The 19,124-nt window shown below is 63.8% G+C and carries 21 protein-coding genes; 14 read left to right on the top strand and 7 right to left on the bottom strand.

Annotated features, from left to right (window positions below; genetic code table 11):
* Positions 1 to 181: 181 nt before the first annotated feature.
* Complete coding sequence (locus AC3ZI9_RS01785) at positions 182 to 574, bottom strand: VOC family protein (RefSeq protein ID WP_443383149.1); 393 nt, start codon at positions 572 to 574, stop codon at positions 182 to 184.
* A gap of 196 nt (positions 575 to 770) precedes the next feature.
* On the opposite strand from AC3ZI9_RS01785, the gene AC3ZI9_RS01780 reads away from it, so the two are divergent.
* From AC3ZI9_RS01780 to AC3ZI9_RS01765, 4 genes are all read left to right on the top strand, one after another.
* Positions 771 to 1,148, top strand: a complete 378-nt coding sequence (locus tag AC3ZI9_RS01780) for a hypothetical protein (protein ID WP_444566373.1) — start codon at positions 771 to 773, stop codon at positions 1,146 to 1,148.
* Positions 1,149 to 1,153: 5 nt separating this feature from the next.
* Positions 1,154 to 3,133, top strand: coding sequence for a hypothetical protein (locus AC3ZI9_RS01775; protein WP_444566374.1), 1,980 nt, complete (start codon positions 1,154 to 1,156; stop codon positions 3,131 to 3,133).
* A gap of 71 nt (positions 3,134 to 3,204) precedes the next feature.
* On the top strand, positions 3,205 to 3,717 hold the full coding sequence (locus tag AC3ZI9_RS01770; protein WP_444566375.1) for a hypothetical protein: 513 nt from the start codon (positions 3,205 to 3,207) through the stop codon (positions 3,715 to 3,717).
* Between the two features lie 51 nt (positions 3,718 to 3,768).
* Positions 3,769 to 4,389 carry a hypothetical protein gene (locus tag AC3ZI9_RS01765; RefSeq protein ID WP_443383137.1) on the top strand — a complete coding sequence of 207 codons (621 nt, stop codon included), beginning with the start codon at positions 3,769 to 3,771 and terminating at the stop codon, positions 4,387 to 4,389.
* A gap of 62 nt (positions 4,390 to 4,451) precedes the next feature.
* On the opposite strand, the gene AC3ZI9_RS01760 is transcribed toward AC3ZI9_RS01765, so the two are convergent.
* Positions 4,452 to 5,198 carry an SDR family NAD(P)-dependent oxidoreductase gene (locus AC3ZI9_RS01760; RefSeq protein ID WP_443383134.1) on the bottom strand — a complete coding sequence of 249 codons (747 nt, stop codon included), beginning with the start codon at positions 5,196 to 5,198 and terminating at the stop codon, positions 4,452 to 4,454.
* Positions 5,195 to 6,079, bottom strand: a complete 885-nt coding sequence (locus AC3ZI9_RS01755; protein WP_443383131.1) for a fumarylacetoacetate hydrolase family protein — start codon at positions 6,077 to 6,079, stop codon at positions 5,195 to 5,197. Before AC3ZI9_RS01755 ends, AC3ZI9_RS01760 begins: the two co-directional genes overlap by 4 nt.
* A gap of 190 nt (positions 6,080 to 6,269) precedes the next feature.
* Here AC3ZI9_RS01755 and AC3ZI9_RS01750 point away from each other — a divergent pair, with 190 nt between their 5' ends.
* From AC3ZI9_RS01750 to AC3ZI9_RS01735, 4 genes are read left to right on the top strand one after another with little or no spacing between them, the layout of a single operon-like run.
* On the top strand, positions 6,270 to 7,628 hold the full coding sequence (locus AC3ZI9_RS01750) for an L-fuconate dehydratase (RefSeq protein WP_444561501.1): 1,359 nt from the start codon (positions 6,270 to 6,272) through the stop codon (positions 7,626 to 7,628).
* Positions 7,621 to 7,935, top strand: coding sequence for an L-rhamnose mutarotase (locus AC3ZI9_RS01745; protein WP_443383127.1), 315 nt, complete (start codon positions 7,621 to 7,623; stop codon positions 7,933 to 7,935). Before AC3ZI9_RS01750 ends, AC3ZI9_RS01745 begins: the two co-directional genes overlap by 8 nt.
* Positions 7,932 to 8,921, top strand: coding sequence for an aldo/keto reductase (locus tag AC3ZI9_RS01740; RefSeq protein ID WP_444566376.1), 990 nt, complete (start codon positions 7,932 to 7,934; stop codon positions 8,919 to 8,921). Before AC3ZI9_RS01745 ends, AC3ZI9_RS01740 begins: the two co-directional genes overlap by 4 nt.
* Positions 8,918 to 9,802, top strand: a complete 885-nt coding sequence (locus tag AC3ZI9_RS01735; protein ID WP_444566377.1) for an amidohydrolase family protein — start codon at positions 8,918 to 8,920, stop codon at positions 9,800 to 9,802. Before AC3ZI9_RS01740 ends, AC3ZI9_RS01735 begins: the two co-directional genes overlap by 4 nt.
* A gap of 22 nt (positions 9,803 to 9,824) precedes the next feature.
* Here AC3ZI9_RS01735 and AC3ZI9_RS01730 read toward each other — a convergent pair whose 3' ends face one another.
* Positions 9,825 to 10,496, bottom strand: coding sequence for a FadR/GntR family transcriptional regulator (locus AC3ZI9_RS01730; protein WP_444566378.1), 672 nt, complete (start codon positions 10,494 to 10,496; stop codon positions 9,825 to 9,827).
* A gap of 166 nt (positions 10,497 to 10,662) precedes the next feature.
* Between AC3ZI9_RS01730 and AC3ZI9_RS01725 the strand changes: the two genes are divergently transcribed.
* Complete coding sequence (locus AC3ZI9_RS01725; protein WP_444561924.1) at positions 10,663 to 11,142, top strand: carboxymuconolactone decarboxylase family protein; 480 nt, start codon at positions 10,663 to 10,665, stop codon at positions 11,140 to 11,142.
* On the top strand, positions 11,139 to 11,615 hold the full coding sequence (locus tag AC3ZI9_RS01720; RefSeq protein WP_444566379.1) for a hemerythrin domain-containing protein: 477 nt from the start codon (positions 11,139 to 11,141) through the stop codon (positions 11,613 to 11,615). The genes AC3ZI9_RS01725 and AC3ZI9_RS01720 overlap by 4 nt, the downstream gene beginning before the upstream one ends.
* Before the next feature lie 117 nt (positions 11,616 to 11,732).
* Here AC3ZI9_RS01720 and AC3ZI9_RS01715 read toward each other — a convergent pair whose 3' ends face one another.
* The gene (locus AC3ZI9_RS01715) at positions 11,733 to 12,029 is read right to left on the bottom strand and encodes an antibiotic biosynthesis monooxygenase family protein (protein ID WP_444566380.1); all 297 of its coding nucleotides are present in this window, start codon (positions 12,027 to 12,029) and stop codon (positions 11,733 to 11,735) included.
* Between the two features lie 167 nt (positions 12,030 to 12,196).
* Here AC3ZI9_RS01715 and argE point away from each other — a divergent pair, with 167 nt between their 5' ends.
* The 4 genes from argE to AC3ZI9_RS01695 all read left to right on the top strand — a co-directional run bounded on the left by argE (position 12,197) and on the right by AC3ZI9_RS01695 (position 16,921).
* Positions 12,197 to 13,375 carry an acetylornithine deacetylase gene (gene argE, locus AC3ZI9_RS01710; RefSeq protein ID WP_444561917.1) on the top strand — a complete coding sequence of 393 codons (1,179 nt, stop codon included), beginning with the start codon at positions 12,197 to 12,199 and terminating at the stop codon, positions 13,373 to 13,375.
* Positions 13,372 to 14,694, top strand: a complete 1,323-nt coding sequence (locus AC3ZI9_RS01705; RefSeq protein WP_489923753.1) for an MFS transporter — start codon at positions 13,372 to 13,374, stop codon at positions 14,692 to 14,694. Before argE ends, AC3ZI9_RS01705 begins: the two co-directional genes overlap by 4 nt.
* A 399-nt stretch (positions 14,695 to 15,093) precedes the next feature.
* Complete coding sequence (locus AC3ZI9_RS01700) at positions 15,094 to 16,086, top strand: type IV toxin-antitoxin system AbiEi family antitoxin (RefSeq protein WP_444566382.1); 993 nt, start codon at positions 15,094 to 15,096, stop codon at positions 16,084 to 16,086.
* A complete protein-coding gene (locus tag AC3ZI9_RS01695) occupies positions 16,064 to 16,921 on the top strand; it encodes a hypothetical protein (protein WP_444566383.1) in 858 nt (285 codons plus the stop codon). Before AC3ZI9_RS01700 ends, AC3ZI9_RS01695 begins: the two co-directional genes overlap by 23 nt.
* Before the next feature lie 270 nt (positions 16,922 to 17,191).
* Here the strand turns inward: AC3ZI9_RS01695 and AC3ZI9_RS01690 are convergent, their stop codons facing one another.
* Positions 17,192 to 18,001 carry an SDR family NAD(P)-dependent oxidoreductase gene (locus AC3ZI9_RS01690; protein ID WP_444561456.1) on the bottom strand — a complete coding sequence of 270 codons (810 nt, stop codon included), beginning with the start codon at positions 17,999 to 18,001 and terminating at the stop codon, positions 17,192 to 17,194.
* Between the two features lie 90 nt (positions 18,002 to 18,091).
* Positions 18,092 to 19,123, bottom strand: coding sequence for a glycine betaine ABC transporter substrate-binding protein (locus AC3ZI9_RS01685; RefSeq protein WP_444554098.1), 1,032 nt, complete (start codon positions 19,121 to 19,123; stop codon positions 18,092 to 18,094).
* Position 19,124: the final 1 nt, after the last annotated feature.

Below are 19,124 nucleotides of genomic sequence, written 5' to 3'. Positions count from 1 at the left end.
GGGAACGTGAGTTGGTCCTGGGACCCGGCTCCGTGGGTGGCCGGCCTCTTGGTTGTTGCGGGCCTGCCCCTAGGTGGCTGGCATGTCGTCCAGCGCTCCCGGCACTCCCCTCGCCCCAGTTCTTAGCCTGCCAACAGACCTTCCTCGCCTCCAGGTGCTGCCCGGGAGGATGGGGCTTTTCTTACAGACCTCGCTGATCACGCCGGATCGGGTGGTCCTGTGGAATCTGGACCAGTACGATCCGCGTTCCATCAGGGTCCTCGACCCAGGCCTCGATGAGTCCCCACGGCTCCTGACGGGCTTCCCGCACCGCCGTGACTCCGCGGGCAGCGATCATTTCCAGCTCGGCAACGACGTCGCGCACCTGTAGCCACAGGACCAACGACGACGGGGTGCCAGGTTCCCTCGTACCGGAGACCTCCAGCAATCCGTTGCCCAGAAAGAATACGATGCCCGTCTGCTCTCCGGTGCCGAACTCCCGGGAGACCCCCAGATCGAGGACGTCACGGTAGAACGCCTGGGTTTGCTGCAGATTCACCGGGCGCAGGAGCACGCGGCTCGAAAGGATATCCATGTCCCGAGTCTGCCGTGATCAGGCCCCCGGATGCTAGAGGTTGCAGGAACCCATCGGCCTCCCGCTGGCCGGCACGTGCACCAAAACCGGATGGGGAGTTCTCCCCATGGACGGCGGGCCTGCGAATCTGAGAGGCTCGTGGCGGCCAAGGGGGCCAATCCTGACCACACAGCTACCACTTTTCCGGGGGAAAGCCATGGCCTACAAGATCGATCCTGCGCAATTGCACGCGATCCTCCTCGACGTTGCCGCCGATGGGGAATCACTGCGTTCCGCAGCAAAAGACACCAAATCGGCGGGCGACGACGCAAGCGGCAACTTCGGGAATGCCACCACCGTCTCCGCGGCGTTCGGCCGTTTCTGGAGCCCCCGTGATGACATCGGCCAGCGGGTGGCCAGCCTGGTGTTCCGCAAGACCACCTCCGTTTCCGACGCCGCCCTCGCCGTGATCGACGCCGATGGGGACATGTCCACCGAAGCATCAACGGCCTTGGACCGCGTACCCGTCGCCTATCAGACACCGCCGATCTTCGACGTCGGCAAGCCCGAGTCCCCGTTCACCTTCTCGAGGTAGGGCCGATGACATCCCTTGGAACCTTTCCCCGCATCGACGTCCCCTGGGACGATCTCGAAGACTCCGCCATGGATATGGACACCCGGGCCGGTACCACGTCGAGCTATCTGAAGGATGCACAGACAGCCTGGAAACGTCTTCCCGGTGCCTACGAGCATGATGAAACCCAAGCCACGGTCTATGCAGCCCTCGATGACCTGACGACGCCGGTGGACGACTGGAGCAATGCGCTGTGTCAGACAAAAACAGCGATCTGCGATTTCGTCGATACCGGACGGAAACTGCAAAAGGAGTCCGAATCACTGGATGCTGCCTTGCCGGGTCTGAAGTCCAAGGTCGAGGCCGATCCGGACGGGGAGGACTCCGGAACCACTTCGGAGGTGACCGACTTCAACGAACGTGCGCGGCAGCTGCGAAGCGACTGGGAAACGGCCCAATCCACGGCAGCGGAGGCCTTGGGTGGCATTACTGCGGGGACCGGCAGCACCCTGCCGATGTCCGAGCCGCTCGGCGGGTCCTCCCTGCCGAAGGTGTCCTGGGCCGACTTCACCTCCGGACTCGATGAGGATTTCGGCAAGGTCAGACCCGAAGACTTGCTGGCTTCCCTGCGCGGCTTGTCTTCCGACGAGCTGAGGGTCTGGGCCAACGTCAACCCCGAGGCTGCCGAGGCCCTGGCCAATAATGAGCTCAGGGCCGGAACCACCCCCGGTTCCGCGGAAGCCACCATGCTGACCGCCATGGAGGACAATGACGAGCTCACCCGCGAGGGTATCGCCGGTATCCGCGACGCCTGGTCGGGCTTGAGCGATAAGAGCCGGGAGAAGTTGCTGCTGTTGTACCCGGGGAAGTTCGGTAATCTCAACGGCGTGCCGATGGCCGCCCGCGCCACGGCAAACATCATCACGGTCGCCGGGTTCCGCGAACAGGTCCGTCGAAAGCAAGCCACCGCGGATCCCGAACCGAACATCAACGACTTCACCGCAGACGCCTTCTCCAAACCCGGCCATGATCGGGTTCGTGCCTACGAGGCTCAGGGTTTGTTTGAAGCGGCACATCAGGAGTGGGAAGAGAGGAAGCATAATCTGCAGAGCCAGGCCGAGGGACTCGAATATGCCTGGGAACATGAAACCCAGGTCGTCATGGTCTCGCTGGACGGTGACGGGCGCGTGGTTTCCATGAAAGGAACCCCCTCCGAGGACACCGACACGGTTTCCACCCTGGTTCCAGGTACGGGCGCCGACCTCGGCGAGCTCCAGAGTTACACCGAGCGGTTGGATGCGGTCGATGGCGCCCCGTCCCCCCGGAAGGTTTCCTTCTACTGGCAGGGGGCCGACCTGCCGAATGAGGTATCGGACAACCTGACCAGCAAATACAACGAGGAGGGTTCGTCGAAGCTTGCCGCCTTCGACTTCGCGGTCGACGCAGAGATTCCCGACGATGCCCGCAGCACCTACGTGGGATACAGCGCCGGCGGCTCACTCCTCGGCACGGCCGAGCGCGAAGGCCTGAACTCGGACAACATCGTGTACGTCGCTCCTGCTGGTACAGGCAATAATGTTGGCAGCATCGAAGATACCGGCCCCTCCGAAGATGACAATAATTCAGAAGCCAACCGTTATTGGGTCCAGACCCGCGATGACCCGATCCATTGGGCGCAGGACTTCGGCGGCGGATACCACGGGAGGGCGTGGTGGTCAGGGAGCTACCCGGATCAACAAATGGGCGCCCACCGTTTGGAGTCGGGCTTCCTCGACAGCAGCGACCCCAAGTCCATCGTGAAGGGCCATGTCGAGTACTTCAAACCGGGCTCGACCTCGGCTCAGAACATCCAAGAGGTCATCGAAGGCGGGAACGTCAGCCTATTCGTAGAAGACCGCCAGCATCCTGGTCCTCGTGCAGGTACTTTCTCACCGTTCGAGAGAAACCCCGAGGACTACGCTTACGGCAAGCTGGAGACTGTGCCGACAGAGAGCTTGGAACAATGACCCGTCACCAACGATTCGCCGCCGGCGCCCTTGCTGCCCTGGCCCTTATGCCTATTTTGGGAGGCTGCTCCATGTCCACCACCCCGAGTCCCGCAGACGCCTCGAAGTCCTCGGCGTCGCTCAAGGAGGAATTCACCCGGTTGATGCCTCCGTTCCTCACCACATTGTCCGAGGGTGCCGAGATGGGCTATAAACGAGTCCGCGAGGAAAGTTGCCTGGCCCATGAGGTGGACAATCCACAGGTCAATACGTCCTGGCTCGGCTGGGCTATTGGTGAAGCCAGCAATACTGCCGCAGCAAACCAGTCACTCGACGATCTGGAAAAGCAACTCGTCGACGACGGCTGGGAGAAGGAGAACGAAATCGAGAAATCCGATACCGACGTCGGCGGCGTTCGGAAGCTGTTCTTCCGGAAAAGCGACCTTGGCATCACCACGGAGCTTCATCGCTCGTCCGGCCAGGAGACGCTCGACATCAAACTCACCTCGCGTTGCGTCGATCAGCCCGTCGAACACCGGATGCAACGTTCTGAACTCGACCCCGGCTACGGCAAGAGCAGCCAGTACTACGACGACTGGAAATAGGCCTTCCAGCCCGATGCGGACAACCGACACCGACGGAAAGCCAAAGAACCCGTGAACCACCACCCCGGACACTCCGGCCGGAAACCCAAGACCGTACCGCGACTGCTGACGGTTGCTGCGGGCCTTGCCGTGATCATGTTCCTGATGTCCGGATGTTCAACGAGTAGCACGCCCGATCCCTCTGAAGCCTCGAGTGCCTCGACAGCTCGGGGCCAGCAAGTCGGGCCACTGCTCCTAGAGCTATCGGAGGTCGTCGGAGACGACGCTGACCTGAAGGTCGACGATGCCCGTGAGGAAACATGTCTGCGCCCTGAAAACGACGCCCCGCAGACGAAAACCCGCTGGGTTGGCCTGGCCACCGCTGCGGTCAAGGGCGATGCCCGGAGCAAGGCCCACCACGCCCTCGACCGAATCGACCAGCACCTACAAGCTGACGGCTGGGAAAAGAAGAACGAGGTCAAGCGCCATGAAGGGGAAGCCCGCATGCTCTTCTTTGGCAAAGGCGATCTAGGAGTCACCGCCGAACTCAGGAATGGCTCCAAGTACGCCAAGCCGTCCATGGAGGTCTTTGTCTCTACTCCCTGCATCGACCAACCGGTCGAACACCGGATGCAACGTTCTGAACTCGACCCCGGCTACGGCAAGAGCAGCCAGTACTACGACGACGCCTAGAAAGAAGTGACGCCAGCGGACCGATGGTCCGCTGGCGTCCAGATCGTTCGGGGTCGACCGTACTACTCCTGGCGGAGGCGCAGCCCCTGCATCCCGCCATCGACGGCCATGGAGGTTCCGGCCACGGAGCCGGAGAGTGGGCTCGCGAGGTAGGCCACGGCACCGGCAACTTCCGATGCGGCAACCAGACGTCCGTGCGGCTGACGGGCGTTGAGGGAGGCCCGCTCGGCTGCGGGGTCTTCGGCGGAGTCCAGCAGGCGTCCGATCCAGGGGGTATCCACCGTTCCGGGGTTGACGCAGTTCACGCGGATGCCTTCGCGGATGTGGTCGGCAGCCATGGCCAGCGTCAAGGAGAGCACGGCGCCCTTCGACGCAGAATACAGCGCACGCTGCGGCAGCCCGGCCGTGGCGGCGATGGAACAGGTGTTCACGATGGCCGCCGAGTCCGACTGGCGCAGATGCGGAAGCGCGGCGCGACTGACCCGAGCGATACCGATCACGTTGATGTTCAACACGCGAGCCCATTCGGCGTCGTCATTGGCAGCGATATCACCCTGGGCACCGATCCCGGCATTGTTGACCACGATATCCAAGCGACCGAACTTGGCTACGACGGCGTCGACGGCGGAGCGCACTGACTCATCATCGGCGACATTGCATTCGACGCCGAAGTACTCGCTGCCTGCGGGGTTCAGATCCAGCACGGCCACCTGCGCTCCACCGGCGACCAGACGATCGGCGACGGCGGCCCCAATACCTGAGGCACCGCCGGTGACGATGGCGACGAGGTTCTCGAATTCGTTGTTCATACTGCTTCCTTAGCTGTTGCGCGGTAGAACTCCTGGCGCTGCCGGCCGAGTCCTTCGATTTCGAGCTCGATGACGTCACCGGGCTGGATGTAGGGGAAGCGTCCGGACAAGGCGACTCCCTGCGGGGTGCCGGTCAACAGGACATCGCCCGGTTCTAGGAGCATGTATTGGCTGACGTGGTGCACCACGGTGGCCAGATCAAAGATGAGATCCTCCGTGCTGGAGTCCTGCCGCGGTTCGCCATTGACCCAGGAGCGCAAACGGAGCTTTTCGCCGTCGAGCTGATCGGCGGGAACCATCCACGGGCCCAGCGGCGTGGATGCTGGCAGGGACTTGCCCTTGGTCCACTGCCCGGCGGCACCGGGGATCTGGTATTCGCGTTCGGACAGGTCGTTGGCCTGAACGAAACCGGCAATGCACGCAGCTGCTTCTTCGACGCCGGAAAGATAGGTTGCTTCCTGGCCGATGACGATGCCCAGCTCCACCTCCCAGTCGTACTTCTGGGCCGACGGAGGAATGGGCGCGGCGTCATAGGGCCCGCAGACGGTGTTGGAGGGCTTGAGGAAGACCACGGGGATCGTGGGCGGCTCCGCACCGGACTCCGCCGCATGGGCGACATAGTTCATGCCGATGCAGACCACGGATCCCGGCCGGGCAATCGGTGAGCCGACGCGGACCCCTTCCGACCCGATCTCCGGCAGGCTTCCCGACTCCAGGGCTTCACGGGTGCGGGCCACACCGCCGCCGGCCAAGAACCTTCCGTCGATATCGTTGGTCAGTGACGACACATCGAAGTATTTCTCCTCGCCGTCGGCTTCCTGGGCAATGACCACCGGCTGTTCTTCGCCGGGGGCGCCTAGACGCGCAAATTTCACGTTCATTTTTCCTCCGTCACAGCTCTAACATCCGAACTCTTCATCTATATTATCTGCTAAACCTCACAAAAGAGACTTATTGACAAGAGAAAGATCGGATGTTTGGGTTGAGCGCAGAGTCAGAATCGCCAGAGTGCGGTGTTGCCCGGTTCTCCATCAGGGAAATTTCCAGGGACACCGCGAAACTAGGAGCACCATGAGCGTCATCACCTCGGTGGATGTCTATGACATCCGCTTCCCCACTTCGCTGGAACTCGACGGTTCGGATGCCATGAACCCGGACCCGGACTACTCGGCCGCGTATTTGACGATCGGCACCGATGCGGGCGACGGTTTCGAGGGCCATGGTTTCGTGTTCACCATCGGCCGCGGCAACGAAATCGAAACCGCCGCCATCAAGGCACTGGCCGACCACGTCATGGGTTCCAATGTCGAGGAACTGCTCGGTGACATGGGCACCACCTGGAAGATGCTCAACAACGATTCACAGCTCCGGTGGCTCGGCCCCGAAAAGGGCGTGATGCATATGGCCATCGGTGCCGTCGTGAACGCCCTCTGGGACCTGAAGGCCAAACGGGCCGGGATGCCGCTCTGGGATCTGTTGGCCTCCATGAGCCCCGAGGAACTCGTGGCCCTGGTGGACTTCCGCTACCTCAGCGATGCGCTGACCCCCGAGGAAGCATTCGAGATCCTCCGGCGTGCAGAACCCGGCAAGGCCACGCGCCGTGCCGAGCTGCTGGCCGGGGGCTACCCGGGCTACACGACGACCCCGGGATGGCTGGGCTACAGCGACGAGAAACTGGCCCGGTTGTCCAAGGAAGCCGTCGCCGAGGGGTTCAAACAGATCAAGCTCAAAGTCGGGGCCTCGTTGGACGACGACATCCGCCGCGTGCGCATTGCCCGCGAGGCCGTGGGGCCGGACATCGGGGTCGCCGTGGACGCCAACCAGCGGTGGGACGTCGCCGACGCCATCGACTGGATGTCACATTTGGCCCCCTACGGCATCGCCTGGATCGAGGAGCCCACCAGCCCCGACGACATCCTGGGTCATGCCGCCATCGCCCGCGGCGTTGCACCGATCCCGGTGGCCACCGGCGAACATGTCCAGAACCGCGTGGTCTTCAAGCAGATGCTGCAGGCAGGGTCCCTGCAGGTCCTGCAGATCGACGCCGCCCGGGTGGCCGGGGTGAACGAAAACGTCGCGATCCTGCTGCTGGCCGCCAAATTCGGGGTCCGCGTCTGCCCGCACGCCGGCGGCGTGGGGCTCTGCGAAGCGGTCCAACATCTGTCCATGTTCGACTTCGTGGCCGTTTCCGGTGAGCTGGAAGGCCGGATGATCGAATTCGTCGACCACCTGCACGAGCACTTCATCACCCCCGTGGACGTCCACGGCGGGAACTACTGGCCACCGTCGACCCCCGGCGCGGGAACGGAGATGTTGCAGAAGTCCCTGGCCGACTACAGTTTCCCCGATGGACCCGTCTGGACCGGACAGCCGGTTTCCGCATCATCCGGAAGTGGATCTTTCCCCGAACCAGGAGCCACCGATGCCTGAAACCATTGCCCTGCACACCCAGCTCAAGCCCGGCGCCGAGCAGGACTACGCCGACGCCCACGCGGGGATCCCCGCCGAACTGGTCGCCGCCCTGAAGGAGGCCGGAGTCCGCAACTGGCGCATCTGGCGCAGCGGTCTGGACCTCTTCCACGTCCTGGACGTGGACGATTACCAGGCCATGCGCCATGCGATCGCCGACCATCCAGCCAATGTCCCCTGGCAGGCCCGGATGGCCGAAATGCTGGCCGTCGAAGACGACTACTCGGGCGACGACTCCGGCATTCCGCTGGTGTGGGCGCTGCCATGAGCACCGTCGCACCCGGAGCCGGCGGTGCGCCCGAACTGGGTCGACTGGGTTTCGGCGCCGCGGGCATCGGCAACCTGTACAAGGCGATGCCCGACGACCAGGCAACCGCCATCGTCGAAGCCGCCTGGGACTCGGGCGTCAGGTACTTCGATACGGCCCCGCACTACGGCCTCGGTCTGTCCGAGCGCCGTCTGGGGGCCGTGCTGGCCACCAAGCCACGGGATCAGTTCGTCATCTCCACGAAGGTGGGACGGCTGCTGGCCCCCAACCCGGACGCGTTGCCCGGTGGTTCCAACGCCGGAGCCCGTGACGACGAGGGCTTCGACGTGCCCGCCACCAGCCGCCGTGTCTGGGACTTCTCCGAAGCGGGGATCCGCCGCAGCCTCGAGGAGTCCCTGGAACGACTCGGTCTGGACCGCGTGGACATCGCCTATCTGCACGATCCCGATGTCCATGACCTCAAGGCAGGCATCGACCAGGGTCTTCCTGCCTTGGAGAAGCTGCGCGCCGAGGGACTCATCCGGGCCATCGGGGTCGGCACGAATTCCGCGCAGGCGGCGCTGGAATGCGTTGAAGCCTCCGATCTGGATCTGGTCATGCTGGCCGGACGCTACACCCTGCTGGAGCAGCCCGACGGGCCGCTGCTGGAGCGCTGCCTCGAACGCGGCACCGGTCTGGTGAATGTGGGGGTCTACAACTCCGGGCTACTAGCGCGGGCCGAGGTCCGCGATGATGCCCACTACAACTATGAACAAGCCCCACGCGAAATGGTGCAACGGGCCCGGGAGTTGGCTTCGATCTGCCAGGACTTCGGGGTCGAACTACCGAAGGCTGCCCTGCAATTCAGCCTGCGCCACCCCGCCGTGGTGAACGTGACGGTCGGGGCCAGCTCCTCGTCCCAAATGGTCTCCAACGCTGAGCGGATGGGGCAGGACATCCCCGAGGCACTCTGGGAGGCCCTGACGGAGCGCGGACTCCTCTCATGAGCCGGCCCATTATCGACGCGCACCTGCACCTGTGGGAGCTCGACGACGCCGACACCGCGGCCGGCGGTGGCGATGCGCCGAAGGCCTACGCCTGGTTGGGCCCCCAGCACGGCATCCTCCACCGCAGCCACGGGGCCCGGGAGGCCCACGACGCCCTCGCGGGCGGAGGCGTCGAGAACGCCGTGCTCGTCCAGGCCGACGACACCGCCGCCGATACGGCCGCCATGCTCGCCGTGGCGCAGGAGAGCCCCTGGGTGCTCGGCGTCGTCGGGTGGATCCGGCTCGATGACCCCACCGGCGCCCGCGCCGCCCTGGACCTCCCGGGGGCCGAGACGAAGTTCAAGGGCATCCGCCATCTGGTCCACGACGACCCGCGCCCCGATTTCCTCGAACTTCCTGCAGTGCGCGAATCCCTGGAAGCCGTCGCTGCTTCCGGGCTGGCCTTCGACGTTCCCGACGCCTTTCCGGGCCACCTGGACCAGACCGTGCAGCTGGCCCGCGATCTCGACTCCCTGACGGTGGTCCTGGACCATCTGGGCAAGCCGCCGCGTTCGGACGAGCAGGCGATGCCGAGCTGGCAGCGGGACTTCAGGGCCCTGGCGGAACTTCCCCGGACGGTCGCGAAGATCTCCGGGCTGTTCATCCCGGGACTGCCCTATACGGCGGATGCCCTCCGCCAGGTGTGGGATGAGGCATTGGAGGCCTTCGGACCGGAGCGGCTCATGTTCGGGGGCGATTGGCCCATCAGCCGGCTGGGCGGTTCCTACGGTGAGACCGCTGGCCCGCTGTTCGAGCTGATCTCCACGCTCTCCGACTCCGAGCAGGAGGCCGTGCTGCACGGGACCGCGGCCCGGGTCTACCAACTGGGCGACGACCACTAACTGCGGACCGACCGGAAACCGGCTACATCGCCTCGCGCAACCAGGCTTCCACACCGCTGACGTGCACGGTCAGCAACGCCCGGGTGAGTTCGGCATCGCCGCGCTCCAGGGCATCGGCAATGGCCTGGTGTTCGGCCAGGGTGCGCGCCACCGCGTGGTCCTGGGTCAGCCCCCGCCAGATCCTCGCCCGTACGGTGCTTCCCGAGAGCGCCTCGACCAGACTGCCCAGGTATTCGTTGCCGGCCGCCTGGCCGATGATGCGGTGGAAATCCAGGTCGTGGGCCACGAGTTCCTCGATGCCGGTGGTCTCGTCGATCCCCTCCATCGTGGCGCGCAGGGCTTTCAGATCCTCGGCCGACATCCTCGAGGCGGCCATGAAGCCGCTGGCCGGTTCGAGGATGCGCCGGACTTCGAAGAGTTCGAGCACCGACCGGTCCTGGTGCAGCTCCACGATGAAGGCCACCGCCCCGTTGAGCAGGTTCGCATCCAGCGACGTCACGTAGGTTCCGTCACCGCGGCGGACGTCCAGCACCCGAATCAGTTCCAGGGCCTTGACCGCTTCGCGCAGTGAATTACGCGAAAGTCCGAGCCGTTCGGCCAGCTCCTTCTCCGGGGGAAGCCGGTCCCCCGCCTTGAGCTCCTCGCGCAGCAACATGCCCTTGATCTTGTCGATCGCCTCATCAGTCACAGCCATGGCCACCATCCTACGGTCAATCATCGGACCTTTGCCGGTCAACCGCCCCGGATGGACTGTCCCCACGGCCCGTCAGCGACCGATTGACAACCCCCGGGAGCGGCGGGACAGTGGAATCGACGACGGATTCCCGCCGGCACCGTTCCAGTCAAAAGGACCACGTGAAATGCCCGCAGCTCAACGTCTAGACATCCACGGCATCGATGCGGCCGCCTACCAGCCGATGTTCGCGTTGGAGAAGTACATCCATGGTGGCAACCTCGGAGAAGATCTGCTGGCCCTGGTGAAGATCCGGGCCTCCCAGATCAACGGCTGCGCCTACTGTCTGGAAATGCACGACCGCGAAGCCCGCGCCGCCGGCGTGGATGACCGACACCTCGACGTCCTCGCCGGATGGCATGAAGCCTCCGGCCTGTATTCGGACCGCGAGGAGGCGGCACTCGCACTGACCGAGGAGATGACCCTGATCAGTCAGGCCGGTGTCTCCGATCAGACCTGGGAACGGGTCGGCAACGAATTCACGGACCAGGACACCGTCACGTTGATCATGGCCATCTGCGCGATCAACACCTGGAACCGGATGGCCATCAGCACCCGCCAGGCGCTGCCGGAGGTCGCCGCACCCACCCCGGGCCCGGCATCATGAGCACCGCCGGCATCCTGTCCGACGCACTCGAACGCGAGCACCGCGAGATCGACGGCGGCATCGAGGCCTTCACCGCCGGGGCCACGACAGGGACCTACGACGACGCGGCCTTGTTGCGCGCGCTGGCGGCCCTGCGTCGACATATCTATCTGGAGGAGGTCTTCCTCTTCCCGCCCCTGCGTGATGCCGGGTTGATGATGCCGATCATGGTCATGGAACGAGAGCACGGCGAACTCTGGCAGCTGATGGACACCGTGCAGGCAGCCCACGACGGCGGGGCCGCACCCGCCGAACTGGTCTCCACCTGCCAGGAACTGCTCTCGCTGCTGGACCGGCACAACTCCAAGGAGGAGCCGATCATCTACCCCCAGGCCGATACCGCCTTGGAGGAGCAGGCCCACGCCCAGCTGCAGGAATTCATCGCCTCGGGAACCATGCCCGAAGGGTGGGTCTGCCACCGCGCGGCCGGTTGAACCGGCAGGCCGCCCACGCGTCAGCCGGTGGCCGGAGACACAGGACGACGGCGGCGCCGTGGAAGGCGCCGCCGTCGTCCTGTGCTGTTCCCGGGGCGGGGTGGACCGCCGGAGGTCTCAGTCGTCACTGAGGTCGACGACCTCGAATTCGAGCAGTTCCATGCCCGTGGCGACCGGGGCTCCCTTGGAATGATCGTGCGGGGCCCGGTTGGCGCGCCAGTTCTCGAAGTCCTCGCGGGTGGCCCACTGCGTGTAGACGAAGTACCGGTCTTCGCCGGCCACGGGGCGCAACAGCTGGAAGCCCTCGAACCCCGGTGAACCGTCCACCGAATGCTTGCGGGCGGCAAAACGCTTCTCGAGTTCCGAACCGGCCTCGACCGGGACCTTCAGGGCGTTGATGACGACGATGGACACGGGTGCTCCTTCCAGGTCCGGCGCGTCCGGACCGCTACCCTCCCACGCTACCCCCACAGTGTCTGCGGCGGCCGTGAGAGGCCTCTCATTCGACGGGCCGAACCTGCGGGTTAACCCGGCTCAACATTCCCTGAAGCCCCTCCATACCCGGGTGTACAGTGCGGGTCATGACTTCACCTGTGGACTGGCTCACACGCCTGGTAGCTTTCGACACGACCTCCCATCGCTCGAACCTCGAACTGATCGACTGCGTGGCCGCGGAACTGCGCCGGCACGGTGTGGAGCCCCTGCTGTTGCCCCACGACCAACAGGACGGGGTGCGCAAGGTGAACCTCTTTGCCACCTTCCCGGCGAAGGACGGCTCCACCGAGGGCGGGGTGGTCCTCTCTGGTCATACCGACGTCGTCCCGGTGGAAGGACAGGACTGGGACAGCGACCCCTTCACCGTCACCGAACGCGACGGCCGCCTCTACGGCCGCGGGACCGCCGACATGAAGGGCTATCTGGCGGTCATCATGTCCCGGGTGGAGGCGATCGCCGCCGCCCCGCTGGCCCGACCGGTGCACCTGGCCTTCTCCTACGACGAGGAAGTCGGACTGCTCGGTGCCCAACGGATGATCGGCCAATTCGCCGAGCACGGCATCAAACCCGCCTCCTGCATCGTCGGTGAACCCTCGGGAATGCGGGTGGTCCGCGGGCATAAATCGATCAACCTGTTCACCGTCACCTTCCGTGGCGTCGCCGCCCACTCCTCGCTGACCCCGCAGGGCTCCAACGCCATCCACCATGCGGGCCGCTTCATCGAGTTCTACCGGCAGCTCACCGAGGAATGGCGCCGCGAGGGCCCCTTCGATACGGCCTACCCGGTCGCCTTCACCACCGGCGGGGTCAACCTGATTTCCGGGGGCATCGCCGGCAACACGGTCCCCGACTCCTGCGAGATCGAGTTCGAGTTCCGCGCCCTGGGCACCGTGGACACCGCCCCGGTGGTGGCACGGATCCGCGAGTTCCTCTTCGACACCCTGGAACCTGCGATGAAGGCCGAACAGGAGGCCGCCGGCATCGAGCTGGTGATCAAGGCGCAGGGTCCCGGCCTGGAGATCGGCCCCGACGCCGACATCGTGTCCCTCGCCCACGACTGCGGCGGGCATCCCACCGATGAAAAGGTCACGTACGGCACCGAAGCCGGGCTGTTCCATGGTGCCGGGATCGAAACGGTAGTGTGCGGGCCCGGGGAGATCGCCGTGGCCCACGCCGCCAACGAATACGTCGAGCTGGAACAACTCGCCGCCTGCGAGGCATTCGTCGATACGCTCATCACCGAGCTCGGGCAGGACCGGGCATGAGCGGGCCGAGCGCCGCGCCAGGCACCTCGGCCGCGCCACACACCATCACCGAGGCGGACCGTTCCCGGGCCCGCCGCGCCGTCATCGCCTCCTCCATCGGCAACGCCCTGGAGTGGTTCGACATCATCGTCTACTCCTCCTTCGCCGTCGTCATCTCCGCCCTGTTCTTCGAACCGGCGGGCGAGGCAGGAGGCCAGACCACCGGGATCCTGTTGACCTTCGGCGCCTTCGCCGTGTCCTACCTGATCCGCCCCTTGGGCGCCATGGTGCTGGGCTCCTACGCCGACCGGCACGGGCGCAAGGGTGCGCTGACCCTGACGATCATGCTGATGATGCTCGGCACCCTGATCATGGCCTGCGCCCCCACCACCGAGATGATCGGCCCGGCGGCGGCGTTGGTGATCCTGCTGTCCCGACTCATCCAGGGATTCTCCGCGGGCGGCGAATTCGGGACCGCCACCGCATTCCTGATCGAGAACGCCCCGGATAAAAAAGCGTTCTACGGCAGCTGGCAGGTGGCGACCCAGGGTGTGTCGATGTTCCTGGCCTCCGCATTCGGTTTCGCCCTGTTCACATTCATGGACCACGACGCCCTGTATTCCTGGGGGTGGCGGATCCCGTTCTTCTTCGGGCTGCTGATCGGCCCGGTCGGCCTCTACATCCGGTTGAAGATGGATGAGACCCCCGACTTCGAGGGGGCCCGCGGGAACCTGACCAAATCACCGCTGGCCGCCACCCTGCTCGGCGCGGCACCACGCTGGGTCACCTCGGCGTCCATCGTGGGTCTGGCCAGCGTGTCGGTCTACCTGATCCTGTTCATGCCCACCTATGCGGTCCAGAACCTGGACCTGCCCTCCTACGCCGGCTATCTGGGCGGGATCATCTCGGGGATCGTCACCCTCATCGGGGCCCCGCTGGCGGGCAAGCTGGCCGACCGGATCGGTTGCGTGAAGGTCATGCTCTTCGCGGCGGTGCTGGCCGTGCTGGTCGCGTTCCCGCTGTTCCTGATCCTCGTCGCAGCCCCCAGCGTCGTGATGCTCACCGCTGTCCAAGTGGTCTTAGGCCTGCTGATGGCCGCTTACTTCGGGCCGCTACCGGCCCTGCTGGCCCAGATGTTCCCCACGAATATCAGAACCACCGGCATGTCCATCTCCTATAACGTCGGGGTCACCTTGTTCGGCGGCTTCGCCCCGCTGATCCTGGCCTGGTTGGTCAGCACCACCGGTTCATTATTAGCGCCGAGTTTCTACTACATCACGATCGGCCTGATCTCCTTGGCCGGGCTGGTGGCTGCGCGCCGGGTCTTCGGGAAGGCGTAGTCCCTTCGTTTCGCTGCGATTTCGCACATTCGGTCGCCCGACCATCCGTCAGTCACAGTACGAATTTTCGATAAGCCGCCACTACTCACCGGATAAGCCCGGAAGAGCGGCGAGAAGTTGCGGATACTAGCTCGCTCAGCCCAGTCAACGTCCGGGATTCTCTCGCACCCACTTTTCTGCTCTGTCCACCATCGGCCTATGAGGCGGCATCCCGGAACAGATTGCCTCCCCTATGTCCAGCCCCTTCGTCTTGGCAGGTCGCCCGCAGGCCGGGATAGAGCGCCACACTTGCCCCCCAATTGCGACACCAATCCCTGGTGAGATCCCTCAGGTTGTTCAAGTTCAAGCTCTGTTCAAGTATACTGAACATCAAACAATCTTGAACGCAGGAGGTAAAGAATGAGGCCCGATCAGAGTCTGATCGAACATGTTCTCGAGCAGCTTCACGAGTACGGCGTCCAGATTTCTCCCAATAAGCCAACGAAAGAACTGCTGCCCGGCGAGGTATTGAACGCTGACATCTCTCACGCCAGGGGGTCCTCAGAAACCCAACTCGTCTATCTAGCGACCGGCACGCTAACGGAGTACTACCAACTACGCACCCCAATTTCCAAGGATAGCCGCGACGTCACCGTGCTTGCCGAGTACATGAATGAACGAAGCGCCTCAGCCTTTCGCAACCTTGGTATTCAGTACCTCGACGCCTCCGGAAATGCCTATTTTGATTTCCCCGGTGTTCACCTCGATATCCGAGGACGACAACCCAGCGAATCAAGCTTTTCGCCACGCACGGACGCGGTTGCACCAATCAACCTGTTGTCGCCACGTCGCGCACAAGTCGTCTTTGCTCTCCTATGCTGGCCCACGCTAATTCAACAACCCGTGCGCAGAATCGCCCGCGCAGCAGGCGTTTCCACCGGAACCGCACAAGCAACGATCAAAGAACTCGAAAATAGCGGCTACGTTGTAGGCTCCGCGCTCACCCACGGCGACGAACTATTAGATATGTGGCTGGCGGCTTACTCCACTGGATTAGGAACAAAACTGAGCCTCGCCCAATTGGAAGGTGAGATTTCGAATTTTGGCACATCACCCGGAGATGACGAACTACTTCTCGGCGGCGAATCGGCTGTGACACGTTGGATAAAACCAACAACGTTGGTTCTTTACACGCCGAAGTTTGACCCTACTGTAGCTATCAGGCATCGGTGGAAGGCCGGTCGCTCTCCCAACATATACATCCGACGAGCATTTTGGGAGAACCCCACGGACTTGGCTCCACGGCAAACACCCCTCCTCCTGACATATGCCGACCTCCTCGCATCACGAGAGCCGCGGCAACGAGAAGTGGCAAGGCTATTGGAGCAAGATGTTCGATCTATCGTGCACTGATCGACGCCTCTTCGACCTGCCTAACACGGTCGTTGAAGAAATTCTCAATATCAGCAACATCACTCCCGCAGATATAATGCTGATTGGTGCTGTTAGCCGCGACATTCTGCACAGCGCACACAAGCACACCTTCGCTCTACGCAGTACCAGCGATATCGATGTGGCACTGACACTGGCGTCCTGGGATGCATTCGACGATCTGGTATCTCACCTCGAACCTACAGGCGATACCGGAATTCGGTACTACATCCGTTCACTTCCGGTGGATCTCATGCCTTTCGGAGACATCGAGAATCCAACAGGCAGTTCAACCCCTTCACCCCGCAAAGAAAGCGTGGCCGTCTTCGGGTTTAGAGAAGTCTTTGAACAAGCAACTCCTCTGACTTTGCCCTGTGGAGCAACCGTTAGTGTTCCACACCCCGCGGGCTACACGGCGCTCAAAATGAAGGCATGGACTGATCGTGCACCGTCACACGAGACCAAAGATGCCTCCGATTTATCAGTTCCGGCCTTTTGGTATCAAAAATCCGCAGCAATCCAAGACCGCCTCTACGAAAGCAAGCAAGGACGGGACGTGCTCCTCGCCTATGATCTGGAAGCCGACCGAGCTGCCATTCACCTTCTGGGTCTAGACGTACGCGAACATCTAGGCACCGAGCGTGCGGCAGAACTCGACGACACGTGGTCTTGCTCACCACTCGAGCTCTTCGCCCGAAACTTTGGCCAAGCAGAAATCCCCGGGTGGCCGGTCAAAAGTGATACCCAGAGGGCTTCATTCGCCGAAGCTCTGACAGCAGGATTGCATGGCCTTCAGGGACCACTGGAGAGCCGCTGAGGTCGACCTTCATCCGACGGCGCGGTTGGCTCGGGACTATCTACCACATCGCGATCAGCCTGAGCTCGTCAGATGAACTGCCGGTGTGCGCCGAGCTTTCCGCAAGCGAAGAGTCCGGAGGCGCCAACGAGACGGAACGACCTTTCCTTATTCATGCTCAGTCTCCACGACCTCGACTTAGTGAACTTTCGATTCGCTGGGAGCCGCATGTCCGGCCTTCGGGCCAGGACACAAAGTCGACGTCACCGGCCGAGGAAGTCACGAACAGAGCTACTGCCCCGGGGTGTCGGGCAGCAGCGAGCGGCGGTCCTCGGCGATCGATGAGTGGCTGGACATGCCGCCGTCGACCACTAGGCACTGCCCGGTGACGTAGCGGGACTCCTCGGAGGCCAGGTACAGCATCGCCTGGGCGATGTCCTCCGCGGCACCGATGTAGGGCAGGGCATTATGTCCGCGGATGGACTCAATGGCCTCCTGGGGCAGGTTGTCTCGCAGCGCGGGGGTCATGATGGCGCCCGGGGCAATGGAGTTGCAGCGTACGTTCTGTGCCCCGTACTGCGTGGCCATGTATTCGGTCAGCCGGATCACCGCGGCCTTCGCCGTGCCGTAGGAGACCTGCAGGAAGTCCCCGGAGAGCCCTCCGACGGACGCGGTGTTGATGATCGACCCGCCTCCTGCGGCAATGATATGCGGAAGGGCGGCCCGCGAACCGACCACGGTGCTGCGCACGTTCAGCTTCATCGTCCGGTCGAATTCATCCATGTCCAGGCGCAGCAGGTCCAGGTCCTTCTTTGGGTTGCTGCCCCCGACGTGGTTGCACATGATGTGCAGGGCCCCGAACGTCGAGACTGCGGTGTCGACCAGCCCGGTCAGCGAGGCCTCGTCCATCGCGTCGACCGCCACCCCGATGGCAGTACCGCCGTCGGCGGTGATCTCCGCAGCCGCGGCCTCGGCCTGTTCTGGCTTCAGGTCCCCGATGACGACCTTGGCTCCTTCGGCGGCGAACAACTTCGCTGCCGCCAGCCCGATGCCGCTGGCTCCTCCGGTGATGACTGCTACCTTGTCCTGGATCCGACCCATGGTTCGCTCCTTGCCCTCGAGAGTTTGGTCCACCCACCCTAGTCCTCATCCCCCGGTCGCTGCCGAGCTTGCCCGGCGGCCAGAACAGGGCTACTGAGGTTCGGTGATCAGTCCTTCCGAGACCATCCAGTCGTAGGCGACATCGGCAGGTTCCTCGCCGTTGACGTCGACCTTGAGGTTCAGGCCACGCATGACCTCGTCATCGAGCCGGGAGGAGACCTCCGCGAAGACATCTGCCAGCTGCGGGTATTCCTCGAGGGTCTCTGTACTGATGACCGGGGCGAGGTTGTAGGCCGGGAAGAACTTGCGGTCGTCCTCCAGGACCACCAGGTCCAACGCATCGATCCGCCCATCGGTCGTGAAGACCTCGCCAAAGTTGCAGTCGCCGTTGGCGGTGGCCGAGTAGACGGCACCGGTGTCGTAGATGCCGATGTTGTCATCGGGCACCCCTTTCGCGTCCCCACGCTTCATCCCGTAGTCCTTCAGCCAGGGATTGAAGCCATCGGACCGTGAATTGAACTCGGACTCCACGCAGAACGTGCGGTCCTTCACCGGCAGCTTGGCAATCTGGGACATCTTGCTGATCCCGCCTAGGTCTTTCACCGCGTCCTTGCGCACCGCAAAGGAATAGGTGTTGTTCTCGGGCGAGGGCCGGCCCCAGGTCAGGCCGTTGCCCAGGTCCTCGTCATGGACGGCCTGCCACTGCTTCTCCTTATCGGGGATGCCCTCCTCGTGGCCCATGTAGATGATCCATCCGGTGCCGGTGTAGTCCCAGCCCATGTCGGCCTTGCCGGAGACCAACAGATCACGGAAGGGCTGGCTGCCCGGGACATTGGACAGGTCGGTGACCTTGAACCCCGCCGCGGTGGCGGCCAGCACGGCCATCTTGCCCAGCGTCAGCGCCTCGGTGTAGTTCTTCGCGGTCACCACCAGCGAGGCATCGTCGGGCAACCCCTCGGCAGGTTCGATGATCCCCGGATCGGCCTTGGGGACATAGGACGCAGCCGGCTGCAGCCCGCAACCGGCCAGCAGGGAACCCACGGCAAGGGCGGCGGCGGCCGCATGGACGCGCCGTCTGGCCGCGGGGCGCCGCGGGCCCCGGGCGGGGAAATGAACAGCCATT

The sequence above is a fragment of the Arthrobacter sp. AOP36-F1-5 genome (assembly GCF_058137995.1).
Note: the sequence above shows the minus strand (reverse complement) of the source record. Positions and strands in the feature narration are given on the sequence as shown.

Coding starts and splice junctions, on each gene's coding strand:
- argE (WP_444561917.1), top strand. CDS start 12,197: ATGACTTCACCTGTGGACTGGCTCACACGCCTGGTAGCTTTCGACACG.
- AC3ZI9_RS01735 (WP_444566377.1), top strand. CDS start 8,918: ATGAGCCGGCCCATTATCGACGCGCACCTGCACCTGTGGGAGCTCGAC.
- AC3ZI9_RS01745 (WP_443383127.1), top strand. CDS start 7,621: ATGCCTGAAACCATTGCCCTGCACACCCAGCTCAAGCCCGGCGCCGAG.
- AC3ZI9_RS01780 (WP_444566373.1), top strand. CDS start 771: ATGGCCTACAAGATCGATCCTGCGCAATTGCACGCGATCCTCCTCGAC.
- AC3ZI9_RS01695 (WP_444566383.1), top strand. CDS start 16,064: ATGTTCGATCTATCGTGCACTGATCGACGCCTCTTCGACCTGCCTAAC.
- AC3ZI9_RS01750 (WP_444561501.1), top strand. CDS start 6,270: ATGAGCGTCATCACCTCGGTGGATGTCTATGACATCCGCTTCCCCACT.
- AC3ZI9_RS01690 (WP_444561456.1), bottom strand. CDS start 18,001: ATGGGTCGGATCCAGGACAAGGTAGCAGTCATCACCGGAGGAGCCAGC.
- AC3ZI9_RS01760 (WP_443383134.1), bottom strand. CDS start 5,198: ATGAACAACGAATTCGAGAACCTCGTCGCCATCGTCACCGGCGGTGCC.
- AC3ZI9_RS01785 (WP_443383149.1), bottom strand. CDS start 574: ATGGATATCCTTTCGAGCCGCGTGCTCCTGCGCCCGGTGAATCTGCAG.
- AC3ZI9_RS01720 (WP_444566379.1), top strand. CDS start 11,139: ATGAGCACCGCCGGCATCCTGTCCGACGCACTCGAACGCGAGCACCGC.
- AC3ZI9_RS01770 (WP_444566375.1), top strand. CDS start 3,205: ATGTCCACCACCCCGAGTCCCGCAGACGCCTCGAAGTCCTCGGCGTCG.
- AC3ZI9_RS01725 (WP_444561924.1), top strand. CDS start 10,663: ATGCCCGCAGCTCAACGTCTAGACATCCACGGCATCGATGCGGCCGCC.
- AC3ZI9_RS01775 (WP_444566374.1), top strand. CDS start 1,154: ATGACATCCCTTGGAACCTTTCCCCGCATCGACGTCCCCTGGGACGAT.
- AC3ZI9_RS01730 (WP_444566378.1), bottom strand. CDS start 10,496: ATGGCTGTGACTGATGAGGCGATCGACAAGATCAAGGGCATGTTGCTG.
- AC3ZI9_RS01755 (WP_443383131.1), bottom strand. CDS start 6,079: ATGAACGTGAAATTTGCGCGTCTAGGCGCCCCCGGCGAAGAACAGCCG.
- AC3ZI9_RS01740 (WP_444566376.1), top strand. CDS start 7,932: ATGAGCACCGTCGCACCCGGAGCCGGCGGTGCGCCCGAACTGGGTCGA.
- AC3ZI9_RS01705 (WP_489923753.1), top strand. CDS start 13,372: ATGAGCGGGCCGAGCGCCGCGCCAGGCACCTCGGCCGCGCCACACACC.
- AC3ZI9_RS01700 (WP_444566382.1), top strand. CDS start 15,094: ATGAGGCCCGATCAGAGTCTGATCGAACATGTTCTCGAGCAGCTTCAC.
- AC3ZI9_RS01685 (WP_444554098.1), bottom strand. CDS start 19,123: ATGGCTGTTCATTTCCCCGCCCGGGGCCCGCGGCGCCCCGCGGCCAGA.